This is a genomic window from Providencia sp. PROV209 (assembly GCF_028479485.1).
GTDB classification, from domain to species: domain Bacteria; phylum Pseudomonadota; class Gammaproteobacteria; order Enterobacterales; family Enterobacteriaceae; genus Providencia; species Providencia alcalifaciens.
In genome coordinates this window covers 247,389-273,145 of sequence record NZ_JAMPNR010000001.1, presented here as the reverse complement: position 1 = coordinate 273,145, position 25,757 = coordinate 247,389, and the positions used below count along the sequence as shown (strand labels likewise).

Below are 25,757 nucleotides of genomic sequence, written 5' to 3'. Positions count from 1 at the left end.
CTATCGGTATATGAACTACAGGTTTTTATGAATGAAAAACCGAGTTTGCTGCAAACAACGTGGCAAGTTTATGTTGATCAATAAGCGAGATAGCTGCCTCGATGTCCGGCGCGAAATAACGGTCTTTATCGTAATACGCGACTTTATCACGCAAGGTTTTACGGGCTTTTTCCAGTTTTTCACTCGATTTTAAGCCATCGCGGAAATCCATTCCCTGACACGCAGATAGCCACTCGATGGCTAAAATTCCCGTAACGTTTTTCGCCATTTCCCACAAACGACGACCGGCTGCTGGCGCCATCGAAACGTGATCTTCTTGGTTCGCAGAAGTTGGTAAGCTATCCACACTAGATGGATGTGCTAACGCTTTGTTTTCACTTGCTAATGCGGCTGCCGTTACCTGCGCAATCATAAAGCCGGAGTTTACCCCCCCATTGTTGACCAAGAATGGCGGGAGTTGGGACATATGCGTGTCCATCAACATAGCAATACGACGCTCTGATAACGCACCAATTTCCGCTAACGCCAACGCGATATTATCCGCTGCCATCGCAACTGGTTCAGCATGGAAGTTACCGCCAGAAATGATGTCGCCGTTATCCGTAAATACCAGAGGGTTATCGGAAACTGCGTTTGATTCAATTAAAATCACCTCAGCGGCTTGGCGAATTTGCGTTAAACATGCGCCCATCACCTGCGGTTGGCAACGTAATGAATAGGGGTCTTGAACTTTCGAGCAGTTCGCATGGGATTGTGACAGCTCACTGGTTGGCGACAGAACATCACGGAATAATGCTGCCACATCAATTTGACCTTTTTGACCACGAACTTCTTGGACACGTGCATCAAATGGCTTACGTGAACCTAATGTGGCTTCGACACTTAATGCGCCACACACAATACCCGATAACAATAAATTTTCAGCAGCAAATAGACCTTTTAATGCAAATGCTGTCGAGGTTTGAGTTCCGTTCAGGAGTGCTAAACCTTCTTTAGCTTCCAGCGTTAATGGCTTCAAGCCCGCTTTTTCTAACGCTTTTTTCGCCGGTAACCATTGACCATCAACACGTGCTTTACCTTCACCAATCAGAATTAAGCTCATATGTGCCAATGGTGCTAAGTCGCCAGATGCACCTACAGAACCTTTTGCAGGAATGAACGGATACACTTGCGCGTTAACTAACGCAATTAATGCCTCAATCACTTCCAAGCGAATACCTGAAAAACCGCGAGCAAGACTGTTGATTTTGAGCACCATAATCAAGCGAACCAGATCATCATCCAGTGGTTCGCCCACTCCCGCCGCATGGGACATTACAATAGAGCGTTGTAAAGATTGCAGATCTTTGCTGGCAATACGGGTGTTAGCGAGTAAACCAAACCCAGTATTAATACCGTATGCTGTTTTATCTTCAGCAATAATTTTATTGACCGTCGCGACACTTTTTTCAATGGCGCTGTGTGCATGTTTATCTAATGCTACGGTAACGGATTTTTGGAAGACAACGCGTAATTCATCGAGTGTCATTTTCCCTGGATGGATCGTTAATTTAGTCATCAATGGCACTCCTAACGTGTTTTTAGCATAGGTAAGTTTAAGTTTTTCTCTTTCGCACATTCGATAGCGATGTCATAACCTGCATCCGCATGGCGCATCACGCCAGTTGCAGGGTCATTATGTAATACACGCGCAATTCGCTCTGCGGCAGCATCGGTACCATCACACACAATCACTACACCAGAATGTTGAGAGAAGCCCATTCCAACGCCGCCACCGTGGTGTAATGACACCCACGTTGCACCGCTGGCAGTATTGAGTAATGCATTAAGTAATGGCCAATCAGACACGGCATCTGAACCATCTTTCATCGCTTCTGTTTCTCGGTTCGGGCTTGCTACCGACCCCGAATCCAAGTGATCGCGACCAATGACAATCGGAGCAGATACCTCACCACTTCTCACCATTTCATTGAACGCTAAACCTAATTTGGCACGATCTCCTAAGCCAACCCAGCAAATACGCGCTGGCAAACCTTGGAAACTAATACGCTCACGAGCCATGTCCAGCCAGCGATGCAGATGTTTATCATCAGGCAGTAACTCTTTCACTTTTGCATCGGTTTTATAGATATCTTCAGGGTCACCTGAGAGTGCAACCCAACGGAAGGGACCCACACCACGGCAAAATAGAGGACGAATATACGCAGGCACAAACCCAGGGAAATCGAACGCATTTTCAACGCCCATTTCTAATGCCATTTGGCGAATATTATTACCGTAGTCGAATGTCGGAATACCTTGTGCTTGAAATGCCAGCATCGCTTTCACATGTTCTGCCATGGATTTCTTCGCTGCCAGCGCGGTGCCTTGAGGATCTTGTACGCTCTTCTCGCGATATTGTTCCCAGCTCATGCCAATGGGTAGATAGCCATTAAGTGGATCATGGGCACTCGTTTGGTCAGTCACCATATCGGGCTTAACACCACGACGGACAAGCTCAGGCAAGACCTCGGCGGCATTGGCACATAATGCGATAGAAACGGCTTTGCCTTCTGAGGTGTATTTCTTGATGCGTGCTAACGCATCATCTAAATCTGTCGCTTGTTCATCCACATAGTGGGTTCTTAAGCGGAAATCGATGCGGCTTTGCTGGCACTCAATATTTAACGAACAAGCACCGGCTAATGTTGCCGCTAATGGTTGTGCGCCACCCATTCCACCTAAACCTGCCGTTAACACCCAACGCCCGGTTAAATCACCGTTATAATGTTGGCGGCCAGCTTCAACGAAGGTTTCATATGTGCCTTGAACAATCCCTTGGCTGCCAATATAAATCCAGCTTCCCGCAGTCATTTGACCGTACATTGCTAAACCTTTCGCATCGAGTTCATTAAAATGTTCCCAATTCGCCCAATGAGGTACAAGGTTAGAGTTAGCAATGAGTACGCGAGGCGCATTTTCGTGAGTTTTAAATACGCCAACGGGTTTACCCGATTGCACGAGTAAAGTTTCATCGCTCTCTAGCTGCTTTAGGGATTCAACAATTTGGTCATAACATTGCCAGTTACGGGCTGCGCGACCAATCCCACCATAAACCACTAATTCATGGGGATTTTCTGCCACGTCAGGATCGAGGTTGTTCATCAACATGCGCAGTGGTGCTTCTGTCAGCCAATTTTTAGCCGTCAAGGTGGTTCCACGAGGTGCTCGAATTTCAATATTACGATATTTGTTATTTAACTTTGTCACGAATATACCCTCACTTAGATGCGTGTTTGACTTATAGCGTCTCCCTATAGATATAGTTGTATATACATGTACAATCAATTTATTTTTTAACAATTGAGATGGCGATAACGAACATCGAAGATGAAAATAATTTATTAATAACAATTATATAGAAAAACACCCCTTGATTTTACTGGTGTTTTTTTATTCTAAATCTGCCTACCAGATCACATTTACTTCACAGTTATTTTACATTTATGGCGGGAGTTTGAGGTTCGCACAGCTACTTGTGGCTGTGCGAATGTCGACATGGCAGCACGATGCATTTTGTGCCTACCATTAGGAAGAAAAGCTGCCTTTAAGTTTATATCGGTGACCAGGGAATAATAGCTTGGTACTGGTCACGATATGACTTTGTGACCATGTTCGGCGGGTAATTTGCAAGCATGATGCACCCACGTGAACCTGCAAAAGCCGTGCACTTCGGTCATCGGCTTCTACCGCCTCAACGATGTGCTCGCCTTGAGTCAATGGCGCAACACGAGATAAATAATCATGAGGCGTGATGGTCATAAAATCTTGTTCAAGGTAATCAGGGGCAGCCAAAGCATTCACAAAACGGTCTTCGATTTGTACTGGAATATCGTTTTCCAAATGAACCATCACAGAATGATAGACGGGGGTTTCTGGGGGAATATTTAATTCTTTTGCCAGCGTTACGGAGGCAAGAACTTGCTCTAATTTAGTAATTTTACAACTGTATTGATGATTCCTTGCGAGGATTTCATTCTCAATACTATGAATTTCGAACAAAGCAGATTGCCCTTTCGGCTCGGCAACAAACGTGCCAACACCTTGAAGACGCACCAATAAGCCCTCCGCAGTTAATTCCCGCAGGGCTCGGTTCGCCGTCATCCGGCTACAATCAAACTGTACGACTAACTCCGCTTCCGACGGTACACGGTCGTTCGCTTGCCATTCCCCTGCTTGTATTTTTTCAATAATTGACTGCTTAACTTGCAAATACAATGGAACAGGAGTTTTCAGCTTCGGTTTTTTTTCGGCTGTCACGTTTATTTCCAAATAAGTAATGAGTGTGAGTAGTCAACATTGAAAATTAATCAAACAATCGCTGCCTATCGTGGCGATAACAAACCGAGGCAGCAATCAGAACTTTATGAATAAATATGATTATAACCTGAAAAACGAAAACACTTTTTCTATTTTAAATTAATTGAACGGTTAATTTTGATGGGTCACTTTTCCTTGGTAAACACGCTGATGTAATGGATTACTCCCTTGCTCATAAATCATTTCAACCGGATCGTGTGCATTCCATACCACAAAGTTTGCCTGATAACCGGCACTTAGCTGCCCTATCGCATCCTCGCGACCTAATGCTTTTGCGGCGTGGCGCGTCACGCCTGCCCAAATCTCTTCCGGTGTTAATCTAAACAAGACCGCAGCCATATTCATCACCATACGCAGTGAGGCAAACGGGCTAGTGCCCGGATTAAAGTCAGTGGAAATGGCGATAGGGACTTGGTGTTCACGTAATAAGTCAATGGGGGGTAACTTGGTTTCACGCAAGAAATAGAAAGCGCCAGGTAGTAGCACAGCGACCGTACCACTGCGTTTCAGAGCCTGTATACCGTTAAGATCTAGGTATTCAATATGGTCAACAGACAAACCTTTAAACTGTGCGACAAGTTCACTTCCCCCTAAATTAGAGAGTTGCTCAACGTGCCCTTTCACTGGAATTCCCAATTTTTGAGCAGCCAAAAATAGTTTTTCACTTTGCTTAAGAGAAAAGCCAACACTTTCACAGAATACGTCTACGGCATCAAATAAGCCTTTCTTCCATAATTGCGGCATGATTTCGTTGCATATAAGGTCAATATACTCGTCGGCTCTGCCCTTATATTCAGGCGGAACGGTATGAGCAGAAAGTAACGTTGAGCTAACCTCTATCGGATAAGCTGCAAATAATCGCTTTGCAACTAACAATTGCTTTTCTTCGCTTGCCAGATCGAGTCCATAACCCGACTTCATCTCAACTGTCGTGACACCTTCACGGATCAGCGCTTCAAGGCGCGGTTTAGATACATCAAATAATGCCTCTTCGCTCATTGCCCGTGTCGAGCGTACCGTCGAATTGATCCCACCACCCTGCGCACTAATTGTTTCATAGGAAACACCATTCATCCGCTGTTCCCATTCTGCCGCACGGTTACCACCAAAAACTAAATGAGTGTGGCAATCAATTAACCCAGGCGTGATTAAACGACCTTTAACATCAATAATATCGCAGCCATTAGCTTCCACGTGGTCGCTAGGATGGATCGCGATAATTTGTTCACCACGAATGATCAAATCGTGATTTTCCAGTAAGCCGTATGCCGTGCCCAATTCGGTATTCATTGTCGCAATCCGACCGTTACGCCAGATCATATCATTCGCATGTGCTTTAAATAACATAAATCATCCTATGGCAACAGAAACCCAATTAGGCTTCACATATGAAAGGTAGGGATACAAAGGTATATATATGTATATACAATTAGACTACTTATCTATCTATTGTCAATGGATAGACGTGCAAAAGTTATAAATTTGTTACGTAGCGCTAAAAATATTCTATGATAACCGTTCATGCAAAAAATGGGTTACACTACTGGCAGTTTTACCCATCTCAAAAGAATGATTTATTAACCATGAATAAAAAGAAATTTGCCTTAGAAGACGGCGACATTAATCTATTTAAAGAAGCGATTCGGGGTGCCAAAAAAATTCACCAAGACCAAATAGTGCATGCCCCTATTCGTGAAAAAGTCACTCAGCCATCCCGTAAAAAAGTTCAACAAGAACAAGTAGATGCTTCATTTTATTTTTCTGATGAATTTCAACCACAGCTAGATAATGACGGTCCGACTCGCTTCTTACGGCCGGACTCCAACCCCTATGAATTAAAAAAATTACGTCGTGGGGACTATGTACCAGAGCTATTTCTTGACCTTCACGGACTCACCCAAATGGAAGCAAAACAAGAAATTGGTGCATTGATAGCAGCATGTAAACGGGAAAATGTGCATTGTGCTTGTATCATGCATGGGCATGGTAAGCATATTTTGAAACAGCAAACACCCTTATGGCTAGCCCAACATCCTGATATTGTTGCCTTTCACCAAGCCCCTAAAGAGTGGGGAGGTAATGCCTCGCTGTTATTATTAATTGAAACAACGGAGAGTGCTCGCCGTTAAGCACTCATTTACGGACTGTTTCATCACCATGATGCTCAAACTTAGGATTGGATCAATGAGATCTGCGATGGACTGAGCATCCATTCTAAATGACATTTCATCTGCTCAGTATTCACCTCAACGCACGCAATAGTCGAGGTTGTAAACATAGGCGGTGCTTCTTGAGGGCACAATTCCGACACCAAATAACCCACGAGTGGAAGATGAGAAACGACTAAAACCGCTTTGGCGCCACTAAATGCATAATCCCGAATTTGCGCAGCAACCCACTCTGCATTTCCGCCAGGCGTTAAACCATCCATAACCTGTACTTGCGAGGGTAAAGACAGTTCATCGCGCATCACTTGCCACGTTTGCTCTGCCCGTAAATATGGGCTCACTAATACCGTATCAATTAACGGATGACGCGCTTGCAACCACTTCGCCATGAGTATGGAATCATCTTTCCCTTTCTGGGTTAATGGTCTTGCCGAGTCACTCGCTGCCTGTATCACAGCATCACCATGACGCATAATATAAACTTGCATAATCCACCATCTGTGCCGCTATTCCACATGAGAATATGGGTCTTTTCATTTAGATAATTATAGTTAAAGATAACCATCAGTTGGGGTGAGAAGAGATTCTGCAACAAACCCGTTGCAAATAAAATGATTTACATTGTTTTTTACTGACATTTTTCGTTATTCAGCCATAAAAAACCTGATAACCACAGCATTTAAATGCGGTATCAGGTTGATTAAAAGGCAATTATAATTTAATTAGTGCTGCTATTCTCTTCCGATGATAATGCATTTTTTTCATGATCATCCGCGGGATAAAACTGACGATTAGACTGTGCCATATCCACCAGTAATTTACACGGCGTAAATTTATCACCGTGTTTTTCGGTCAGCTGTTGCAGTATTTCGACGACTTTGCCGACCCCAAGGCTATCCATATAACGGAAAGGTCCACCAAAAAATGGCGGGAAGCCAATACCGAATACTGCGCCAATATCCCCATCACGGGCACTACGAATAATGTTTTCTTCTAAACAACGAGCGGCTTCATTCAGCATCAGCATGACACAGCGCTGGGCAATGTCTGTTTGGCTTGTCGTCGTTGAGGGATGAATGCTAATCAGTGAATAAATACCGTGGTCAACTTGGCGTTTTGTGGATTTTTTCCAGAAAGTAAGCTTGCCCCCAGTTTGCCCATAAACATAAAACCCACGTCCATTTTTCTTGCCTTTACGATCGTCATTAATCACTTTATCAAGCACATCTGGCGCTTTAAAACGATGACCAAACCGCTCAACCAAAATAGGGAGAATTTTAGTTCCCACATCAATACCCACTTCATCTAACAGATGGAAAGGTCCCACTGGGAAACCAAATTTCACTAATGCTTTATCGATGTGGTCGATGGCATTTCCTTCAACAAGGCACTGTGCAGCTTCACATAAATACGGCGCTAAAATTCGGTTTACATAGAAGCCAGCATCATCTCCGACCACTATCGCGGTTTTGCCTTGGCGCTTAGCAAACGCAATAGTTGTCGCTACTGTGGCTGCATCGGTTTGCTGATGCGGGATCACTTCCACCAGCGGCATTTTATCAACTGGGCTAAAATAGTGCAGTCCAATCACCTTCTCGGGGTGTGGGCTACCTTCTGCAATGCGATGAATAGGCAACGACGATGTATTCGATGCAAATATCGCTTTCCCTTCCGACATTTTTGCTGTTTCTTGCACCATTTTACGTTTTAGCGCCAGATCCTCAAAAACCGCCTCCACCACGATATCTGCAGTTTCTAACCCTTGATAAGTGAGCGTACCAGAGATTCTCGCCATAATGGCATCTCGCTCCCGCACAGGTAAGCGCCTTTTACTGACACGCTGGGAGAGCAAATCCCAGCTGTAACGCAACGCTTGAGAAATGCCTTTGTCTGAAATGTCTTTAATACGCACGGGGTATTTACCAAATACAGCGCTCACATAAGCAATCCCGCCCCCCATTAAGCCGCCACCCAATACGCCAACTTGCTTAATCGTTTTAGGTTTAGCTTCTGCACCTGTTTCATTTTTAAGTGCTGTAGAGGCAAAAAATAGGCTACGTAAAGCGGCTGATTCTGGTGTCATTGCCAGTTCACCAAAAGCTTTGGCTTCTTCGGCAAAACCGACTTTTAATCCATGGTTCATCCCTGCTTTAACAACCTGAATAATTTTCTCTGGTGCAGGATAATGCCCTTGGGTTTTCTTGACCGTTTTTTCTTTCGCACTAGCAAATACTTTATTGCGCAGTAATTTACTACTGAGTAAACGCTGCTGCCAAGGTAGAGGCTTACGTTTCACACCGCCTTTTTGCGCTAGCTCCACAGCGGTATCCAATAAAATCGACAAAGGAACCACATCATCCACTAACCGCATTTTTAATGCCTGTTTGCCTTTCAGTTGGCGCCCTGTCAGCATAATATCCAGCGCATTAGGGATACCAATTAAGCGAGGTAAACGCTGTGTTCCTCCCGACCCAGGAAGTAGACCCAGCTGTACTTCAGGGAGACCCAATTTGGTTTTATCATCATCAGAGCAAACACGCGCATGGCAAGCCAGCGCTAGCTCCAAGCCGCCACCAAGGCATGCGCCATGAATAGCGGCGATAATTGGCAGCGGATAATTTTCAATTTTGTCGAACAGTGTATGCCCTTGTTTCGACAATTCACTCGCCTGCTCTTTGCTAGTGCAATTGGCAATCATGCTGATGTCTGCACCGGCGATAAAATTGTCTTTTTTTCCTGACGTAATCACCAAGCCTTTCAGACCTGAAGTGGATTGAGCTTGCTGTAAAATAGCATGAAATTGCTGTGCAAATTCAGCTTTCAAGGTATTCACTTTTTCATTAGGAACATCAATATAAATCACACCAACATTGCCATTAACTATCTTTAACGTGAATGCTGGCTCCGTGACTACCGTCGAATGTTGCGTCATTATTCTGCCTCCAAAATCATTGCCACTCCGAGCCCACCTGCCGCACAGGCTGTTGTTAACCCAAAACCGCCGCCACGTCTACGTAGCTCGTTCAATGTTTGAGTGACCATTCTTGCCCCTGTCGCAGCAAACGGATGCCCATACGCAATTGAACCACCTAACACATTAAACTTGTCCATATCAATTTCCCCTATCGCTTTCGATAGACCGAGTTTTTCTTGGGCAAATTGTTGACTCGCAAACATTTGAATATTAGAGAGCGTTTGAGCAGCAAAAGCTTCATGCATATCAATCAAGGTAAGATCTTGCAAAGTCAGTCCCGCCTTTTTTAACGCAATCGGCGTCGCATAAGACGGTCCCAATAACATATCTTCCCAGACATCAATCGCCGAGAATGCGTAGCTTTTAATATAACCTAATGGAGTGTAGCCCAATGCTTTCGCACGAGATTCAGTCATCATCAACACGGCTGCCGCACCATCCGTAAGTGGTGTACTGTTCGCAGCAGTAACACTACCGTGTTTTCTGTCAAAGGCGGGTCTGAGCTTCGCGTAAGACGTCAGAACCGAATTTTCACGCACGTTATTATCGCGAGAGAAAGCTTGCTTATAAGGCGGCATATACGCCGTCATCACTTCGTCATCCAGTACGCCACTTTTCCATGCTTTCGCCGCCAATAGATGAGAGCGATGTGCTAATTCATCTTGTTGCTCACGGCTAATATGGTAGCTTTTTGCCATCTGTTCAGCCGTATCCCCCATGCGCAACCCTGTTGAGTATTCCGCTACACCCGGCGCGACCGGCGCTAAATCTTTCAAGCGCAATTTGCTAATCAGCGATAATTTTTGCCCGAATGACTTCGCTTTACTTAATGCTAATAATGTTGCAGCGAGCTTCTTCGAGACACCAATGGGTAAAACAGAAGAGGAGTCTGCTCCCCCCGCAATACCCACAGAGATATCACCCACCATCATACTTTGTGCCACATTCACAATAGCTTGGAAGCTGGTAGCGCAGGCGCGAGATACACTGTAGGCATCTGTCGAAACACTCATTCCTGTGCCCAAGACAATTTCTCTCGCAATATTGGGCGCTTCCGGCATTTGAACAACTTGACCAAACACCAGTTGTTCAATAATCGATGGATCGATATCACTACGATGAAGTAGTTCTGCAACGACAGTTTTGCCTAAATCCACAGCGGGAATATTGAGATAAGCCGTAGATTGCTTAGCAAAAGGCAAACGTAATCCGCTAACAATGGCAATTCTTTCTTTTACTGAATGCCGATTATCGCCATGGTGAGAGAGTTGATTCATGGTCGCTCCTGCTAAAAGGAAAATAAAGTAGAGTTGTTGTGATTAAAATAAGAGGTCTGACCTGTGTGAATAGTTAACATATTCGTCACATTTATCAATCAGTGTCGATAAAAAATGCGAGCTCACACACAAGTTACAATCAATTGGCCATAATGGCAGGAAATTTGGTGGGTTTTTAGTCAGAAAAAACCCATTCACTTCTAGAAATGACGCATACGCGAAATAATAGAGTCAATGGGCCTTGAGAAGGAATTCAAACGTTTGATTAACGTAAGCCTAATTGGAAAATCAAGCTTTCTGCTTCACAGCTAAATGTAAAGTTCGCGGATAACTCCACACCACCTGCAACAGGGTTGATTGAGTGAGTAATTTCGCACGGTTCTGACTCTACTGATTTCGCTTTTTCAGTGAGTGTTTTCAACATCGCTTCAGCGTCTTGCTGAGTGGCGAAAACTTGCTGATACGATGCGGTGCAATCCTTATTTTCCAGTACAGTACCGACATCTACACAGCAGCATGCAGCCGTTTCATCCGCGCTACAACGTTTAATCGCATCAGTCATTTTATTCTCCCAATGAACAAACTGTTAAGTAAGTATCATAACGCTGAAAAAGTGCCAAACACTAGTGATATCAAATTTAATTGCTAATAATCCAACATAAGTTTGATCTAGTTCCTTATATGAGCATTTCTTACTCGTTAAGCTCATTCGAATGTTGCCATTTTGTTAATTGCATCGCATTTTCGAAAATAAAAATCGCACAAAAACAAAACAACCTTGCAACATACCCAGTGGTCAGACCTATACTCAGTGAACTGGTCTGATTTGTCATTGAGGCAAGCGACCCTACAATTCAGCGCTTCTTGCGATAGAAGTCGCTTATTTAAATAAAACTACTAGAGGGTTTTGGTCATGAACCAGAAAAACCTATTTGCTCGATCAGCTTTAGCAATCGCAGTGGCTGTTATCTCCTCCAATGCAAGCGCAGCTGGTTTTTTGCTGAATGAATATTCAACCTCAGCCTTAGGACGTGCATTTTCAGGCGCAGGAGCCGTCGGCGACAACGCAAGTGAAGGCAGCCGTAACCCAGCTGCAATGATGTTATTTGATCGACCAACCATGTCAATTGGTGCGGTTTATATTGACCCAACCGTAGATATCAAAGGGCGTGATGACGATAAGTATACTGCCAATAACATCGCCCCTAATGCCGTAGTACCTAACGCTCACTTTATCTTTCCAATCAATGATAAATGGGCAGTTGGTACTTCCATGACCACTAACTTTGGCCTCGCGACTGACTTCCATAAAGATTATGCAGCAGGCTTAGTTGGCGGTAAAACAGATTTAAAAACCGTTAACTTAAATTTAAGCGGCGCCTATCGTATCAACGACAACTTCAGTTTTGGTTTAGGTGCGAATGCCGTTTATGCCGATGCTGAAATTACACGTCACATGGGCGAGAAAGCTAAAGGTCTTGGTGGTTTGGGAATTACACCAAGCACAGATGCCGCTAAATTAAAAGGTGATGATTGGGGTTACGGTTGGAACGCGGGGCTTCTGTATGAAATCAACCAAGATAACCGTTTAAGTTTTACCTACCGTTCAAAAGTGAAAGTGAAATTTGAAGATGGTAAATATTCTAACGGGATCCCAAACCTTCCATTACCACCAATTCAAGCGCTTAACCCTACGGGGGGTAAGACTGTTAAGGGAACTTTAGATTTAAACCTACCTGATGTTTGGGAATTCTCCGGTTACCATAAAGTCGATCCGAAATGGGCACTGCACTACAGTGTTTCTTATACAGGTTGGAGTACTTTCAAAGACTTAACTGCCTATAGAAAAAGTGATGGCAAAGAGCTATTCCATAAACCAGAAAACTTTGATGATGCATGGCGCTTAGCATTAGGTACCACCTACTTCTACGATGATAACTGGACCTTCCGTACCGGTATTGCTTACGATGAAAGCCCAGTGCCATCTAAATACCGTTCAATTTCTATTCCTGACCAAGACCGTTACTGGCTCACCGCAGGTACCACTTATGCATTTAACAAAGATGCTTCTGTGGACTTAGGTATTGCTTATATGTACGGTAAAAAGGTCAATATTAATGAAAGATTGATCGAAAAAGATCCTACTTCCGAAGTTCGTTTCAAATCTGAAGGCTCTGCATGGTTATACGGCGTTAACTTTAACTATACCTTCTAATCAGTTTTCTCCTATCAGGGGAGCTCGCTCCCCTGATATCTCCCTCTTCTATTTCTTCCTCTGCTCGACTTTCTTTTTCTGCCCTTCGCAGAAAAATCATCCTCAAACCAAATTTTTCTTGACTTTTTTTTGTACAGATTTATATATTAATTATAGCCCGATGTTATTTTATTGTTAAAAACATTCCTGCGGCTTATTCATGTACTGGTTCCAGTCATATTTATTCACCCATTCATTTTTAAATGCGATGCTGACCTTCATTTTTTTGACATGAAGAAACAGTAAAATTGCTCACTAAGCGATCGTTTGAGGAAAACCATGAAGAAAATGTAGGAGGAAGTTATGGGTACATTATTTACTATCAGCTTTGTTAGCGTGTTAGTCGTCAGTGCCGTGATTGACACAGTCATCCAACGAGGAAAACAGGACAATGACTAGCAGTATTTTTATCACTCTCTGATGTCTAAAAAAACATAGAGAGTGATAAACCCCATCCAATCAGTTAATCAATCGAATCCAATTCCCCTTCAATCACCGCCGCATTTGGGTTTTCAGCTGGCTGCAAGGTACCGCCTTTCGATAAGAAATCATTACGCTGGAAATATGCTTCGCGGAACATCAAGTAAGGGTCGGAAGAACTTTTCAGTAGTCCATCAGAATCGAGCAATCTTGCACGAGTTTCAATACCTTCTAATGCCCATTTACCTGCCGACATCCAGAACGTTAAATAACTCAGCATTGGGTAGAGATCGTCAGCAAGGTCACCGCCCTGTTCACGCAATGTCGCACTACCATAACCCGGTAATACAACATAAGGACCATAACCGACATCATAGTAGCCTAATGTATTACCAAAACGTTTAGGTTCCTCTTTCACCAATTGAGGATTTGCCATACCGGCAACATCGATTAAACCACCGATACCAAATACGGAGTTTAAGAAGAAGCGGTTAAAGTGTTTGAACCCTTGCTCCACTTCCCCACGCAAAAAACTGTTTAGCATGCTAGCGGGTTCTTCTAGATTGCCAAGAAAGTTACTGAGTCCGTTTCGGGCAGGCATTGGCACATAATCATTCCAAGCAACCGCTACAGGTCTTAAGACATAGGGGTCTAAGACATTATAGTTAAAGTTAAACATTGCTCGGTTAAAGCCTTCTAACGGGTCTGAACGCTGCTGCGTTTCTGGGTCAACGCTAGCGCACCCAACCATTAAAACTCCCGCGAGAAGAACGCTACTCATGCGAAACTTCATCATTCTCTCCATCCTTTAGTCCACCTTGCCATGGTGTTTTTATCGTTATTGCTAATCGCCTTATCATAGAAGCAAATAGAAAAACGTGTTAAACGTTTTGAGTGGTTTAATTACCTTATTCGCATAATTATAACCTATTTAATTATCAACTTATCATAAGAAGTATAACTTGATCGCCTTGAAAACAACGATTACAACGGTATATGGCATTAATTAGCGAATTAACATAGAGATAGACTTATCTGAAATTATTTTTTCATTACGACGGAAATGATTAAAAACCCAACAAAGAAATGTCGAAGAAAGATAAAAATAGAGAAATTGGTTGTAACAGCTTGATTCGATGGGAGGTGGACAGTAAAATGCCAAACGCTCACCCGCGCCATCTCAATGTCCCCTTAGTTAAATGGATATAACGAGCCCCTCCTAAGGGCTAGTTGCAGGTTCGATTCCTGCAGGGGACAAGTTAATAATCAATAAAATCAATTAATTACACGAAGACTGGTTATTCACATTCCTGTGAAATACTAAAATATCCTAGCTAATGATAGTAAACCCATGAGCCAAAATACTGACTCGTCCTATTTCATCTTGACTGATACACCGATATTATTTTGCTCATATTCCTATTTGATGAGCGAATCTCTATGCGAATAATCGCCACTCTATTTCTTTGTAGCTTAGTAACAGGTTGCACAATAGAAAAATCACTATCAGTGGTTCAAGTCGGGATGACGCCAAATCACGTGATTCAAATAGAAGGCTCGCCAAATGAACAAACACAGCAAGAACGTTATAAAATCTTTGTATATTACGGTAAGCAACAACCAGCCGTCTTACAACCAACTACCGATCGCTGGTTTATTTTTAAGGATGGTCATTTGCTGGAATATTCTACTCAGTACCTAAACACATCTAGTGATACAAATAAACCACTAAGATTAACTGCAACCGAAATATTATCTCAATGGCGAAACAGTCAATACTTACCTGTTAACTTATCGGCTCGCGCTAATGAATAGATAAAGGAACGGCGGCAATATACATCAATGACCCACTATCCCGTCATATAACTTTTAGAAAGATAATGACGCTGCATTCCCAGCTCAGGGAAATCAGGCAATGACATCAGTTTTATATATCCAAGCTTTTCATAGAATGGTAGTGCTTGAAAACTAAACGTATCAACTAACGCATTGTGGCAACCTAATTTTTTACTTTCTTCTTCTGCTGAGCACATTAATTGGCTGCCTAATCCATTTTTACGCATTGATTCATCGACCCATAAATAGTCAATACATAGCCATCGCCCCTTAATTGAGGCAAGCAATCCACCTTTCATCACACCCTTTTCATCTTTGCTATAAACACCTAATTGACCGAAATAACTATTCTGTAAAAAATGTTGGTTGTAGCTTCTTAAACCCGTAAATAACGCTTCTCTATCTTCAGTCGTAATCTCACTCGTTACGATAATTTTCATAACAGCCTCATTTTATTTATATTTATCTCTTTTTTATTATGCATAAAAATCAATACCCAACAAATTCATTAATATCAATCGGGTAAATTACATCGCATTACGAATGTCTTAGTTTGACTGCGTTTACTCAATTAAAAACTAAACGTTTTTTTATCTTGCCTGTAATCTTATTCACCGTAAAATCCCTCTAATCCTTCAGAATAAATGTGAACAATATGACACTTACCATTATTATTTTTGTATTGGTCTATGTTGCCATGGCATTTGGCAAGCTTCCTGGTTTTAAAGTCGATAGAACAGGTGCCGCAGTCATCGGTGCTTTAGCCATGATGGCAATCGATAGCATTACACCACCTCACGCGTGGAATGCCATCGATTACCGGACTATCGGCATGTTATTTGGCTTAATGGTGGTGTCTGCTTCATTTGTGGTCTCCGGCTTTTATAACTGGACTGCGGATCGCGTTGCCATGTTAAAAGTCAGTGCCCCAACCCTGCTAGCTGTGCTCATTGTTGTCGGCGGGTTACTTTCAGCACTTCTTACTAACGATGTGGTTGTCGTCGCAATGACCCCGTTACTGGTTTCTATCACGCTTTCTCGCGGGCTAAATCCCATTCCCTTTTTGCTCGGATTTTGTTTTGCAGCGAATAACGGCGCAACAGGTTCGCTCATTGGTAGCCCACAAAACATGATTGCGGCACAAGGATTAGATATTTCTTTTGTGGGCTTGCTGCAATCTTCTGCAATACCGGCATTATTGTCTTTACCTCTCACATGGCTTGTGCTGGTTTGGTTGTATCGAAACCGCTGGTATTTAGCCAAAGAGCCAAACAATACCCCCAAAACGGTTTCACCACCGACCCCGCTTGATACATGGGAAACGGCCAAAGCTGGCGTGATTACACTGGCGGTTATTGTGGCATTTGTGGTCAGTGACATCCCAAAAGAATTAATCGCCTTGACGGCAGCAGGTTTTCTATTATTGAACCGCTCAATCGCTTCTAGCGATATGCTTAAGCTGGTAGATGGCAACCTCTTATTGCTCATCATGGGATTGTTTGTAGTCAACGCCGCATTTGCGGGTACTGGCTTACCTCAACAGATGCTCAACGATCTACGAGCCCATGGCGTTGAGCTCAATAACCCTCTAATTCTATTTTTAGTGACAGGTGTCTTGAGTACGATCGTGGGAAACAATCCGTCCGTTATGCTGTTAGTTCCGTTTTTAACCCCTGATGGTAATGCGGATGCATTAGGTGCGGCACTGGTGCTCGGCTCAGGCTTTTCCAGCAACTTATTTGTTTTTGGTAGTTTGGCAGGCATTATCGTGGTAGAACAAGCGGCTGCTTATGGTGTGAAAATTTCATTCGCTGAGTTTGCTAAATCAGGCGGGATTGTCGCTGTTTTGTGTATGTTGTTAGCCACGGCTTGGATTATATTTGCGCTATAACATCGGCATATTTTTCCGCTTATAACGCCTTTCTCCTCTTATATTGCAAGAAAGGCGTTTAAGATTTTTAGGGAAGAATGGCAAATGAACGAACAGGAAAACCACTCGCATTATTGGGTTTAGCCACAATATTAAAAATCACGGCACCGCGAATAGGTAGTTGATCTAAATTTGCCATTAACTCTATTTGGTAGGTATCTTGTTCTAATACGTAATACTCACCTAACAGCCCATTATTTTGGCGAAAATCTTTTGCCGAATCGGTATCAAAAGTTTCATGCCCTATCGCTTTGACTCCACGTTCTTCAAATAAAAACTTGAGCGCATCCATTCCCCAACCGGGAATTTGATTATTACCTTCACCATCTTTGTTATCCATCGCATCTTGAGAAGGCCAGCGCTTATACCAGTCTGTGCGTAATGCCACAAAGCTGTCAGGTTCAATTCGCCCATATTCCCGCTCAAATGCCAAAACATCGTCACGAGAAAATGCAAAATTGGGATCTTGTTCTGCGCGTTTTGATTGGTCGATAACAATCAGTGGCAATACCAATTCTTGCAGTTCTAATTCATGTAAAAAACGTTTTCCTTCAACAAAATGGCAAGGAGCATCAATATGTGTGCCGTATTGTCCAGGAAAAGTAAATTGCTGAGCAAAAAAACCGTCGGAATAATCAAATAATGTTTTAAAGTCTGCCGAATCAAACATAAAGAAATGCGGTGAGTCTTTGTCAAAACTGTGTGTTAAATCGACCCATTTTTTAGACTTTAATACATTCAGTGCATTCAAAACCTCGTTAGTCATCATTTTCCCCTATCTGATTTTGGCTTTTATTAAGACAATTTTATTTTGGATTTTTTATTTATTCTGAATAGGTAATAACCAACTCTATGACGTTTGTCTATCCTTCTTAGAGAATGAGTTGCCAATTGCGTCATCAAACTGGCAACCTTGTTCGAAAATTATTTAGCGTAATTAGCCCATGCTGCAGGCTCAATAAAGCCATCATACAGACGTTGAGAACGAATATAATCTGCGTATTCTTTTGATTCAAAAGCTTCTTTTAAGTCTTTTGCCCATTGCGTATCAAGGTCTTTTTGCAGAACCGTCACAATAACTCGGTGCTCAAGCGGTGAATTTTCAACAACTAAACCATCAGCAATACGCTGACCTGCACTCGCCACATAGTTACCATTCACGACGACAAAATCCACATCATCCAATAAACGCAAACCTTGAGCTGCATCGGTTTCACGAATATCCAGTTTATATTTAGCAGGTTCAATATCATTCACACTAAAGTTAAGCGTACTCACATTAGGTTTGATTTTAATCCAACCTAATTGTTCTAAAATTCTCGCACCACGCTCCGCGTTTACTGGGTCATTAGACAGAGCCACAATCATGCCATCTTGCACTTCATCCAACGATTTATGCTTATTTGAACGTAAACTTTGTGGTGCGCTTGGTGAATCTGCCAATGCAACCATGTTGATATTATTTTTTTGGTTATAAGCTTCCATATAAGCACGGCTTTGGTTTACCGATGCATCAATAGCGCCTTCTTCAAATGCAGGGTTAATTTGCCTATTTTGCGAAAATTGGCGTAATGTCACCTGATAACCTTTCTTTTCTAAAATAGGAACAATGCCTTTATCCACTTGATCAATATAATTCCCTACCCCAAAGCCAATTGTAATTTGCTTTTTATCTGCACTGTCTTTTTCTTTATTATCGCCACATCCTGCTAATACAATTATTGCTGTTGCCACTAAAGATAAATTTATTATTTTTTGTTTGAACATTGAGATATTCCCCATGGTGGTTACCCTTCAATTACATTCCGTTTTTATATTGCTAATTGACCGGAGTATAAACAGGATTTATTTAACGTCTTAGATCTGATCGTTATAACTTAAATAAAAATAGATATAAAAATATGCCAAAACAAAATGGTTATAACCATATAACAAAATGGTAGTTCGAATAATGATGTGATTGATATGTAATGAAGGAGATAAAAAAATTTAAATAAAGTGAGTTATTTATGACAACAAAATATGATTTAATTAATTTTCTTCTTAACCTGACACCAGACTCTGAATTAGCAAAAACTCGCGCAGAAAGACCTGTAGCAACAGAAAATACTCAAGCTGCTTTTGATGCTATTTTTTCAGCACCTTCCAAATTATTGACACTCAATGTGAAATATTATTTTGCGCATCTTGTGGCGAAAATAACAGGTTCCGTATTGCTCGAAAAATATTATGCTGAATTATTGTCATCACACACAGAGATTGAAATCACCGCTCATCTCGCTTTAGCCGAAAAATATTTGCACATATTAGTGAGCAACCCTAATCAAGCCGATTACGCCTTAACACAGCAATTCATTCAACAAGGATGGTCTGAGCCCGATATTATTTTACTTGCTCAGCTCATAACTTTTGTCACTTACCAATCTCGATTGGTTACAGGCTTAGGTTTATTAATTGGACAAAATCCGAATACTGGGCATCGCGTCAATGAACCTCAAACCATTAAAGCTGGTATTTGGAACCATGCTAGTCAAACACAATTAGGACAAACGTCACCGACAGTGTTCACGCAATCACAATTAGGTTGGGAATCTTGGCTATCCGCACGGGACGCTAATACACTTGATGAGAATGAAACTCAGACCATGAAAAAACATGGTCAGCTGAATTCTGAATATTTCTTACTTTTGGCTCATCAAAGTGAAATTTTAGCACTACGCACACAGATTGACCGCGGCATTTTTTATACCTCAGGAGGATTACCTCGCTGGGAAAGAGAGTTTGCTGCTGCTGTCGTAAGTAAAGTCAATGGCTGTATTTATTGTGCTTCTGTGCATGCTCGCAAAGCGAGCCAATATTCAAAAGAACATTATGCTGATGTCGAAAAACTCTTAGCGACTCCCGCAGGCAATGAGCTTGCCGAAGGTTATGAACCACGACTCTTAGCCATTATTGACCTTGTTGCTTCACTCTCAGCAACACCGATTCAAGCCTCCGTTAAGCAAATAAGCCAATTACGCTCACTCGGGTTATCGGAACTGGAACTGCTGGATTTGATTCAATCTAGTGCATTTTTCTCATGGGCTAATCGCTTAATGCTTACCTTGGGAGAACCTTTTGAACTCCCTGAAAATAAGGAGTAATGCCATGGAACCGGTTATTGGATTAGCGGCACTAGAAGCACAAATACAACAGGATCTACAGTACCTTAATTTACCCATTGGCACATGGACACTGTCTGATGAAAACCTGTTTGAACAACACATTAATGTCGCCATTATTGGTGCAGGTATGTCCGGAGTTACGGCGGCTTTCGCGCTTAAATTACGAGGCATCAATGCTGTCATTTTTGATCAAGCTCCCGCCGGTAGAGAAGGACCTTGGCAGACACCAGCATTAATGGAAACCTTACGTTCACCAAAACAGGTGGTAGGCCCTGCTCTCGCATCCCCTTCTTTAACATTCCAAGCGTGGTTTAAAGCCCAATTTGGGAATGAAGCATGGGAAGCTCTTGATAAAATTCCTCGTTTGCAGTGGGGTGAATACCTACAATGGTTTAAAACTATGACTGCACCGACACTGCTTAGCCAGCATCAACTCATTGATGTCAAACTAACCCCTCAGGGTCGTGAACTCACGTTTGAGACGCCTAATGGGTCAACTCACTTTATGGCACAACATGTCATTATTGCGACGGGCATGGAATCATTCAGTGAGCCTAATATTCCTGAATTTATGGATAAAATTCCCTCCGATTATTGGGAACACTCATACGCAGGCAGTGACTATCAACGATTTAACGGTCTGAGTATTGGCGTGGTAGGCTACAGTGCTGGCGCGATGGACAGTTCCGCTACCGCGTTAGAACACGGAGCTAAGTCGGTTGAGTTATTAATCCGCGCAAAGGAGATGCCGAGAGTTAACCGCGGTAAAGTCGCAGGCAGTGCTGGCTTTACTCATGCTTACGGGTATTTTACTGACGCGCAAAAATGGCACTATGCCGATTATGTTTTGAAAGCGAAAACTCCCGCTCCTCATGGCAGTACTTTACGTGTTTCTCGCCATGCTCATGCCTATTTTAATTTCGATACCCAAGTCAATCATGTGGCTCTCAAAGAGAATAAATTGCATGTTTCCACGACTCAGGGGAATTTCTCTTTTGATTACCTTATCTTGGCGACGGGCTATCGTTTGAATTGGCATAAGCACTCTGCATTTCATCGCCTCGCACCGTTCATTAAAACATGGGGAGATGTCTATACCCCTCCTAAAGGTGAAGAGAATGATGAACTTGCTGCGCACCCCTATCTTGGAAAACATTTTGAATTACAAGCCAAAACGGGTTACGAATTCCCATTTATTGACCATTTTTACTGCTTTAATTTAAGCGCTTCACTCAGCATGGGACCTGTCATTGGTTTGATCCCAGGGACCAATACTGGGGCTGAGCGTTTAGCCGATCATATCGCGGCTAAATTGTATTTAGCTCATCAACAACAGCATCTTGAGCGGGTTAAAACCAGTACAGAGAATGAGTTATTAGGTGATGAATGGCAGCCCGCACTCCCTCCAGCTCAGCGCGTGCAACAGACTGAAAATGTGGAGTAAAAAAGGATGATTGAATTTAATAATGTCCAAAAAGTGTATAACAAAAATGGGCAATCTCTAATCGCTCTACAAGATATTAATTTGCATATTAATAAAGGAGATATCTTCGGATTTATTGGCTATAGCGGTGCAGGTAAAAGTTCACTCATACGTCTCGTTAACCAACTCGAAAAGCCCTCGAGTGGCTCAATCACGGTCGGTCAACATAATCTGGCTGAGCATAGTCCATCGCAAACACGCGCCCACAAGAAAAGTATTGGTATGATTTTTCAGCATTTCAACTTGCTGGAGACTAAAACTGTCGCGCAAAACGTTGCCATGCCACTCGTGTTACTCGGTGTTGATAAGCATGAAATCATGCAGCGTGTGGATAACATTCTTGAATATGTTGAATTGAGTGATAAAAAAAACCAGTATCCCAATCAATTATCTGGGGGGCAGAAACAACGAGTGGGAATAGCCAGAGCGTTGATTAATAACCCTCAAATTCTGTTGTGTGATGAGGCCACCTCTGCGTTAGATCCCCAAACTACCGCATCTATTTTAGCATTACTGCAAAAAATCAATCGTGAGCAGAGCATTACTATTTTACTGGTCACTCATGAAATGGAAGTGATTGAACAAATATGCCATCGAGTCGCTGTTATGGAGTCTGGGCGGATTGTTGAAGAAGGAACTGTCCTTGATATCTTCGCTCAGCCTAAACACCCCACCACTCAAAAATTTGTGGGTACCGTGCTCAACGAAAAAATTCCTGAACGTGTCCTTCATCAGCTTGAGCATCAAGACGATGTTTACCGGTTAGAATTTTTAGGTAAATCAGCGCAGGAACCCGTGGTAAATGAATTAATCATGAAAAACATTATTAAGATCAACATCCTATTTGCCAATATGAAAGAGATAAACGGTGTAGTTCTTGGCAGTATGTTTGTTCAGATGCTTGGCGATAAAATGCACATCGACGAAGCGATAGCTTTCTTACGTCATCGCGGCGTTGCAGTAAACAAGGGGACAGTATGAGTGATTTTTTTGAGACGGCACTGACAAGTAAACAGTTTTTATTAGCCATGTCAGAAACATTCACCATGGTCAGTATTGCGCTAGTTTTAGGATCTCTCTTTGGGATCTTATTAGGCATCTTATTGGTGATTACGCGACCTGAGGGAATTTGGGAAAATAAACGTATTTATCGAATTATTAATCCTATTATTAATATATTCCGTTCATTGCCCTTTATTATTTTATTAGTGGCAATCATCCCACTAACGCGTTTTGTCGTGGGTACCTCGATTGGCACTACTGCTGCGATTGTGCCATTAGTAATTTATATTGCACCTTATACCGCAAGGCTCGTTGAGAACTCGTTATTAAGTGTCCACTCTGGGATTATTGAAGCCGCAGATGCAATGGGTGCCACAAACTGGCAAATTGTTTGGCATTTTATACTTCCCGAAGCAAAGTCATCCTTAATATTAAGTTTAACCGCTGCCAGTATCACACTTGTTGGCGCGACCGCAATGGCAGGCGCAGTTGGTGGGGGTGGTGTTGGTGATCTTGCATTAAATTATGGTTATCAGCGCTTTGATAATGTCGCCATGGCAATTACGGTTGTTACCTTAGTCATTATTGTCCAAGGAATACAATTCATTGGTGATACTCTTGCAAGAAGAGCCCGTTTTCACTAAATAACATAAAGTCGGTGATATAAATTCATCGACTTTTATTTTGTTTATCATGTCATTAACTCCTCACATCTTTTTTTCTCTTTTCCCCAAATAACATTTACATGCAAAAAAACCATAATTAACCTGAGTTTAATAAAAAATCAGGCTATTTCTAGAAATTAAATTTTAAAAAATGCAGTAAAATACCAATATGTTTTAAATGATTCATATATAATCATAATAGTATGAATGATAATGTTTATTTAGCTACTTTAGTATGAAAGTGCTATCAAATGCATATTTTTGTCACTTTTATAACATCTTGAGCTACCTCATGCGCTTTGCGATGCATCGTCAGCGTTTTATTCACCTCTAACTGAAAACTGATTATGCCGACTATTGAACAACTAATATTACTTTCATCCATATTGATTTTACTCGGTATTTTTTCTAGCAAGTTGTCTGCAAGGCTCGGTCTGCCCATGCTAGTCATGTTCCTCTTTATTGGTATGCTTGCCGGTGAAGATGGGTTAGGAAGAATCACCTTTGATAACGTCAACGTCTCTTATGCCGTGGGTTCCCTCGCCCTTGCATTAATCCTCTTCGATGGTGGCTTACAAACTTCAGTAAAATCGATTAAGTTAGTTTGGAAACCTGCATTTACCTTAGCGACTTTTGGTGTGTTAATTACCGCAGGCATCACAGGGTTAGCCGCCGCCTACATTCTAGGTATTCCACTTCTTGAAGGGTTACTCTTAGGTGCCATTGTTGGTTCTACCGATGCAGCCGCAGTATTTTCCTTATTACGTAATGCGGGCATTTACTTAAATGAGCGTCTCCAAGCAACCTTAGAGATAGAAAGTGCTACCAACGACCCAATGGCAATTTTCCTCACTGTTGGACTATTGCAATTATTGATGAATCAACAGTCTTCTGGCAGTGAATTAATTTTACTATTTATTAGTCAGATGGGAATTGGCGCGATTGTTGGAATCAGTGTAGGTTGGATTTCAATAAAAATAATCAATAAAATTAAATTACTCGCAGCAGGTCTCTACCCTGTTCTTGTGGCAGCTTGTGGACTATTCTCCTTTGGCGTTGCCAGTAACCTAGATGGCAGTGGGTTCTTATCCATTTTCGTAACAGGTGTCGTTATTGGTAACCATTCCTTTGTTTTCCAGCGTAATACATTCCTATTCCATGATGGGCTTGCTTGGTTAAGCCAGATTATTATGTTCGTCATGTTGGGTCTGCTGGTTAATCCGAGTTCCCTACTTGAGGTATGGCAGGAAGGGTTGCTTATCGCCTTAGTCTTAACGTTTATTGCAAGACCACTAGCGGTTGTCCCAGTGTTAAAACTATTCCGTTTCACTCGTAATGAAATCACATTGATTTCTTGGGTGGGCTTAAGAGGCTCAGTGCCGATTATTCTTGCCATCTTCCCCTTCATTTATGGGCTACCTGGCGCTAATCTGATTTTTGATGTTGTCTTCTTTGTGGTATTAATTTCAGCAACCCTACAAGGCTCCACACTACCTTACTTTGCTCGCAAACTGAATCTTATGCAGCCACCGCCATTACTTCCGGCTGCAACTTTGGACATTACTGCGGTAGATCAGATTGATGCTGACTTAGTTGAATATACACTTGGTGAGGACTGCTCTGCTGTTGGACGCCGTTTGTCGCAATTAGCGCTGCCTGACCAAACCGTTATCGCAATGATCACTCGAGAAAAAAGCGTTTTACCGCCGAGAGGTTCAACTATCTTAATGGCAAATGACCACCTATTTGTCGTTTTGAAACCACAAAATCGCTTATTCTTAGAAAGGTTGTTTTCCGAGCAAACCTCGACTGAGCTAACGGTCATGGAGCTACCTGCTTCAGGTTTAAGCTTAAAGGGCACTACACGGTTAAATGAAATTTATGAGTCATATGGAATTCAGATTGAAGTAGATTCAGATAAAACACTCAACCAATTTATTCACGTGAATACTGAAAATGAACCAATTCAAGGGGATATCATTAAATTAGACAATATGCAGTTAAAGATTGATGAAATGATTGGTCCTCGTATTGTCACCGTTATTTTAGAGCCAATACAAGCTGAACAAGATTAATAATTCAAAGATTAGAAAACCTATTTTATAACGGTTATAAACTTAATTTTCGCATAAAAAAATAAAAGCCCAAATGGGCTTTTATTTTTGTAAATACTCAAGATGAGATACGTATTAATATATTCAATTGCTGTGACCAATTAATTTAGA

Annotated in this window: 21 protein-coding genes and 1 tRNA gene; 10 read left to right on the top strand and 12 right to left on the bottom strand. The window is 42.1% G+C overall.

Annotated elements, in window-relative coordinates:
* Nucleotides 1–25 precede the first annotated feature (25 nt).
* The 4 genes from hutH to hutI form a co-directional block, all read right to left on the bottom strand.
* Complete coding sequence (hutH, locus tag PR795_RS01360; protein ID WP_006660235.1) at nt 26–1,558, bottom strand: histidine ammonia-lyase; 1,533 nt, start codon at nt 1,556–1,558, stop codon at nt 26–28.
* 11 nt (nt 1,559–1,569) lie between these two features.
* A complete protein-coding gene (gene hutU, locus PR795_RS01355; RefSeq protein WP_036975370.1) occupies nt 1,570–3,249 on the bottom strand; it encodes a urocanate hydratase in 1,680 nt (559 codons plus the stop codon).
* 318 nt (nt 3,250–3,567) lie between these two features.
* Nucleotides 3,568–4,299, bottom strand: coding sequence for a histidine utilization repressor (hutC, locus tag PR795_RS01350; RefSeq protein WP_006660233.1), 732 nt, complete (start codon nt 4,297–4,299; stop codon nt 3,568–3,570).
* A gap of 171 nt (nt 4,300–4,470) precedes the next feature.
* Nucleotides 4,471–5,706: an imidazolonepropionase gene (gene hutI, locus PR795_RS01345; protein WP_272516584.1), complete on the bottom strand. Its 1,236-nt coding sequence runs from the start codon at nt 5,704–5,706 to the stop codon at nt 4,471–4,473.
* 236 nt (nt 5,707–5,942) lie between these two features.
* Here hutI and smrB point away from each other — a divergent pair, with 236 nt between their 5' ends.
* Nucleotides 5,943–6,488, top strand: coding sequence for an endonuclease SmrB (gene smrB / locus PR795_RS01340; RefSeq protein ID WP_006661334.1), 546 nt, complete (start codon nt 5,943–5,945; stop codon nt 6,486–6,488).
* A 41-nt stretch (nt 6,489–6,529) separates the two neighbouring features.
* On the opposite strand, the gene sixA is transcribed toward smrB, so the two are convergent.
* The 4 genes from sixA to PR795_RS01320 all read right to left on the bottom strand — a co-directional run bounded on the left by sixA (nt 6,530) and on the right by PR795_RS01320 (nt 11,340).
* Nucleotides 6,530–7,015 carry a phosphohistidine phosphatase SixA gene (gene sixA / locus PR795_RS01335; RefSeq protein ID WP_006661333.1) on the bottom strand — a complete coding sequence of 162 codons (486 nt, stop codon included), beginning with the start codon at nt 7,013–7,015 and terminating at the stop codon, nt 6,530–6,532.
* Between the two features lie 230 nt (nt 7,016–7,245).
* A complete protein-coding gene (fadJ, locus tag PR795_RS01330; protein WP_036978891.1) occupies nt 7,246–9,459 on the bottom strand; it encodes a fatty acid oxidation complex subunit alpha FadJ in 2,214 nt (737 codons plus the stop codon).
* Entirely contained in the window at nt 9,459–10,778 is a 1,320-nt protein-coding gene (fadI, locus tag PR795_RS01325) for an acetyl-CoA C-acyltransferase FadI (RefSeq protein ID WP_006660228.1), read from the bottom strand. Before fadI ends, fadJ begins: the two co-directional genes overlap by 1 nt.
* Nucleotides 10,779–11,043: 265 nt before the next feature.
* Entirely contained in the window at nt 11,044–11,340 is a 297-nt protein-coding gene (locus PR795_RS01320; protein WP_006660227.1) for a YfcZ/YiiS family protein, read from the bottom strand.
* A 351-nt stretch (nt 11,341–11,691) separates the two neighbouring features.
* On the opposite strand from PR795_RS01320, the gene fadL reads away from it, so the two are divergent.
* On the top strand, nt 11,692–12,993 hold the full coding sequence (fadL, locus tag PR795_RS01315; protein ID WP_006661331.1) for a long-chain fatty acid transporter FadL: 1,302 nt from the start codon (nt 11,692–11,694) through the stop codon (nt 12,991–12,993).
* A gap of 502 nt (nt 12,994–13,495) precedes the next feature.
* Here the strand turns inward: fadL and mlaA are convergent.
* On the bottom strand, nt 13,496–14,245 hold the full coding sequence (gene mlaA, locus PR795_RS01310) for a phospholipid-binding lipoprotein MlaA (protein ID WP_006661330.1): 750 nt from the start codon (nt 14,243–14,245) through the stop codon (nt 13,496–13,498).
* A 392-nt stretch (nt 14,246–14,637) separates the two neighbouring features.
* Between mlaA and PR795_RS01305 the strand changes: the two genes are divergently transcribed.
* Nucleotides 14,638–14,709 (top strand) — tRNA-Arg (locus PR795_RS01305).
* A 183-nt stretch (nt 14,710–14,892) separates the two neighbouring features.
* Nucleotides 14,893–15,267 (top strand): hypothetical protein, encoded by a 375-nt coding sequence (locus PR795_RS01300; RefSeq protein WP_272516583.1) that lies wholly within the window; start codon nt 14,893–14,895, stop codon nt 15,265–15,267.
* A 35-nt stretch (nt 15,268–15,302) separates the two neighbouring features.
* Here PR795_RS01300 and PR795_RS01295 read toward each other — a convergent pair whose 3' ends face one another.
* Nucleotides 15,303–15,728 carry a GNAT family N-acetyltransferase gene (locus tag PR795_RS01295; RefSeq protein ID WP_006661328.1) on the bottom strand — a complete coding sequence of 142 codons (426 nt, stop codon included), beginning with the start codon at nt 15,726–15,728 and terminating at the stop codon, nt 15,303–15,305.
* Nucleotides 15,729–15,943: 215 nt separating this feature from the next.
* Between PR795_RS01295 and PR795_RS01290 the strand changes: the two genes are divergently transcribed.
* Nucleotides 15,944–17,179 (top strand): SLC13 family permease, encoded by a 1,236-nt coding sequence (locus PR795_RS01290; protein ID WP_006660217.1) that lies wholly within the window; start codon nt 15,944–15,946, stop codon nt 17,177–17,179.
* 67 nt (nt 17,180–17,246) lie between these two features.
* On the opposite strand, the gene PR795_RS01285 is transcribed toward PR795_RS01290, so the two are convergent.
* Together PR795_RS01285 and PR795_RS01280 are read right to left on the bottom strand one after the other, a co-directional pair.
* Nucleotides 17,247–17,984 (bottom strand): cyclase family protein, encoded by a 738-nt coding sequence (locus tag PR795_RS01285; protein ID WP_036962929.1) that lies wholly within the window; start codon nt 17,982–17,984, stop codon nt 17,247–17,249.
* 158 nt (nt 17,985–18,142) lie between these two features.
* Complete coding sequence (locus PR795_RS01280) at nt 18,143–19,000, bottom strand: MetQ/NlpA family ABC transporter substrate-binding protein (RefSeq protein WP_006660215.1); 858 nt, start codon at nt 18,998–19,000, stop codon at nt 18,143–18,145.
* A 227-nt stretch (nt 19,001–19,227) separates the two neighbouring features.
* Here PR795_RS01280 and PR795_RS01275 point away from each other — a divergent pair, with 227 nt between their 5' ends.
* The 5 genes from PR795_RS01275 to PR795_RS01255 all read left to right on the top strand — a co-directional run bounded on the left by PR795_RS01275 (nt 19,228) and on the right by PR795_RS01255 (nt 25,607).
* Nucleotides 19,228–20,361, top strand: coding sequence for a CMD domain-containing protein (locus tag PR795_RS01275; protein WP_036962927.1), 1,134 nt, complete (start codon nt 19,228–19,230; stop codon nt 20,359–20,361).
* Between the two features lie 4 nt (nt 20,362–20,365).
* A complete protein-coding gene (locus PR795_RS01270; protein WP_272516582.1) occupies nt 20,366–21,826 on the top strand; it encodes an FAD/NAD(P)-binding protein in 1,461 nt (486 codons plus the stop codon).
* A 6-nt stretch (nt 21,827–21,832) separates the two neighbouring features.
* Nucleotides 21,833–22,846, top strand: a complete 1,014-nt coding sequence (locus tag PR795_RS01265) for a methionine ABC transporter ATP-binding protein (protein ID WP_006661323.1) — start codon at nt 21,833–21,835, stop codon at nt 22,844–22,846.
* The gene (locus PR795_RS01260; RefSeq protein ID WP_006660211.1) at nt 22,843–23,511 is read left to right on the top strand and encodes a methionine ABC transporter permease; all 669 of its coding nucleotides are present in this window, start codon (nt 22,843–22,845) and stop codon (nt 23,509–23,511) included. The genes PR795_RS01265 and PR795_RS01260 overlap by 4 nt, the downstream gene beginning before the upstream one ends.
* Before the next feature lie 368 nt (nt 23,512–23,879).
* Complete coding sequence (locus PR795_RS01255) at nt 23,880–25,607, top strand: potassium/proton antiporter (protein ID WP_071524933.1); 1,728 nt, start codon at nt 23,880–23,882, stop codon at nt 25,605–25,607.
* The last annotated feature ends 150 nt before the right edge of the window (nt 25,608–25,757 follow it).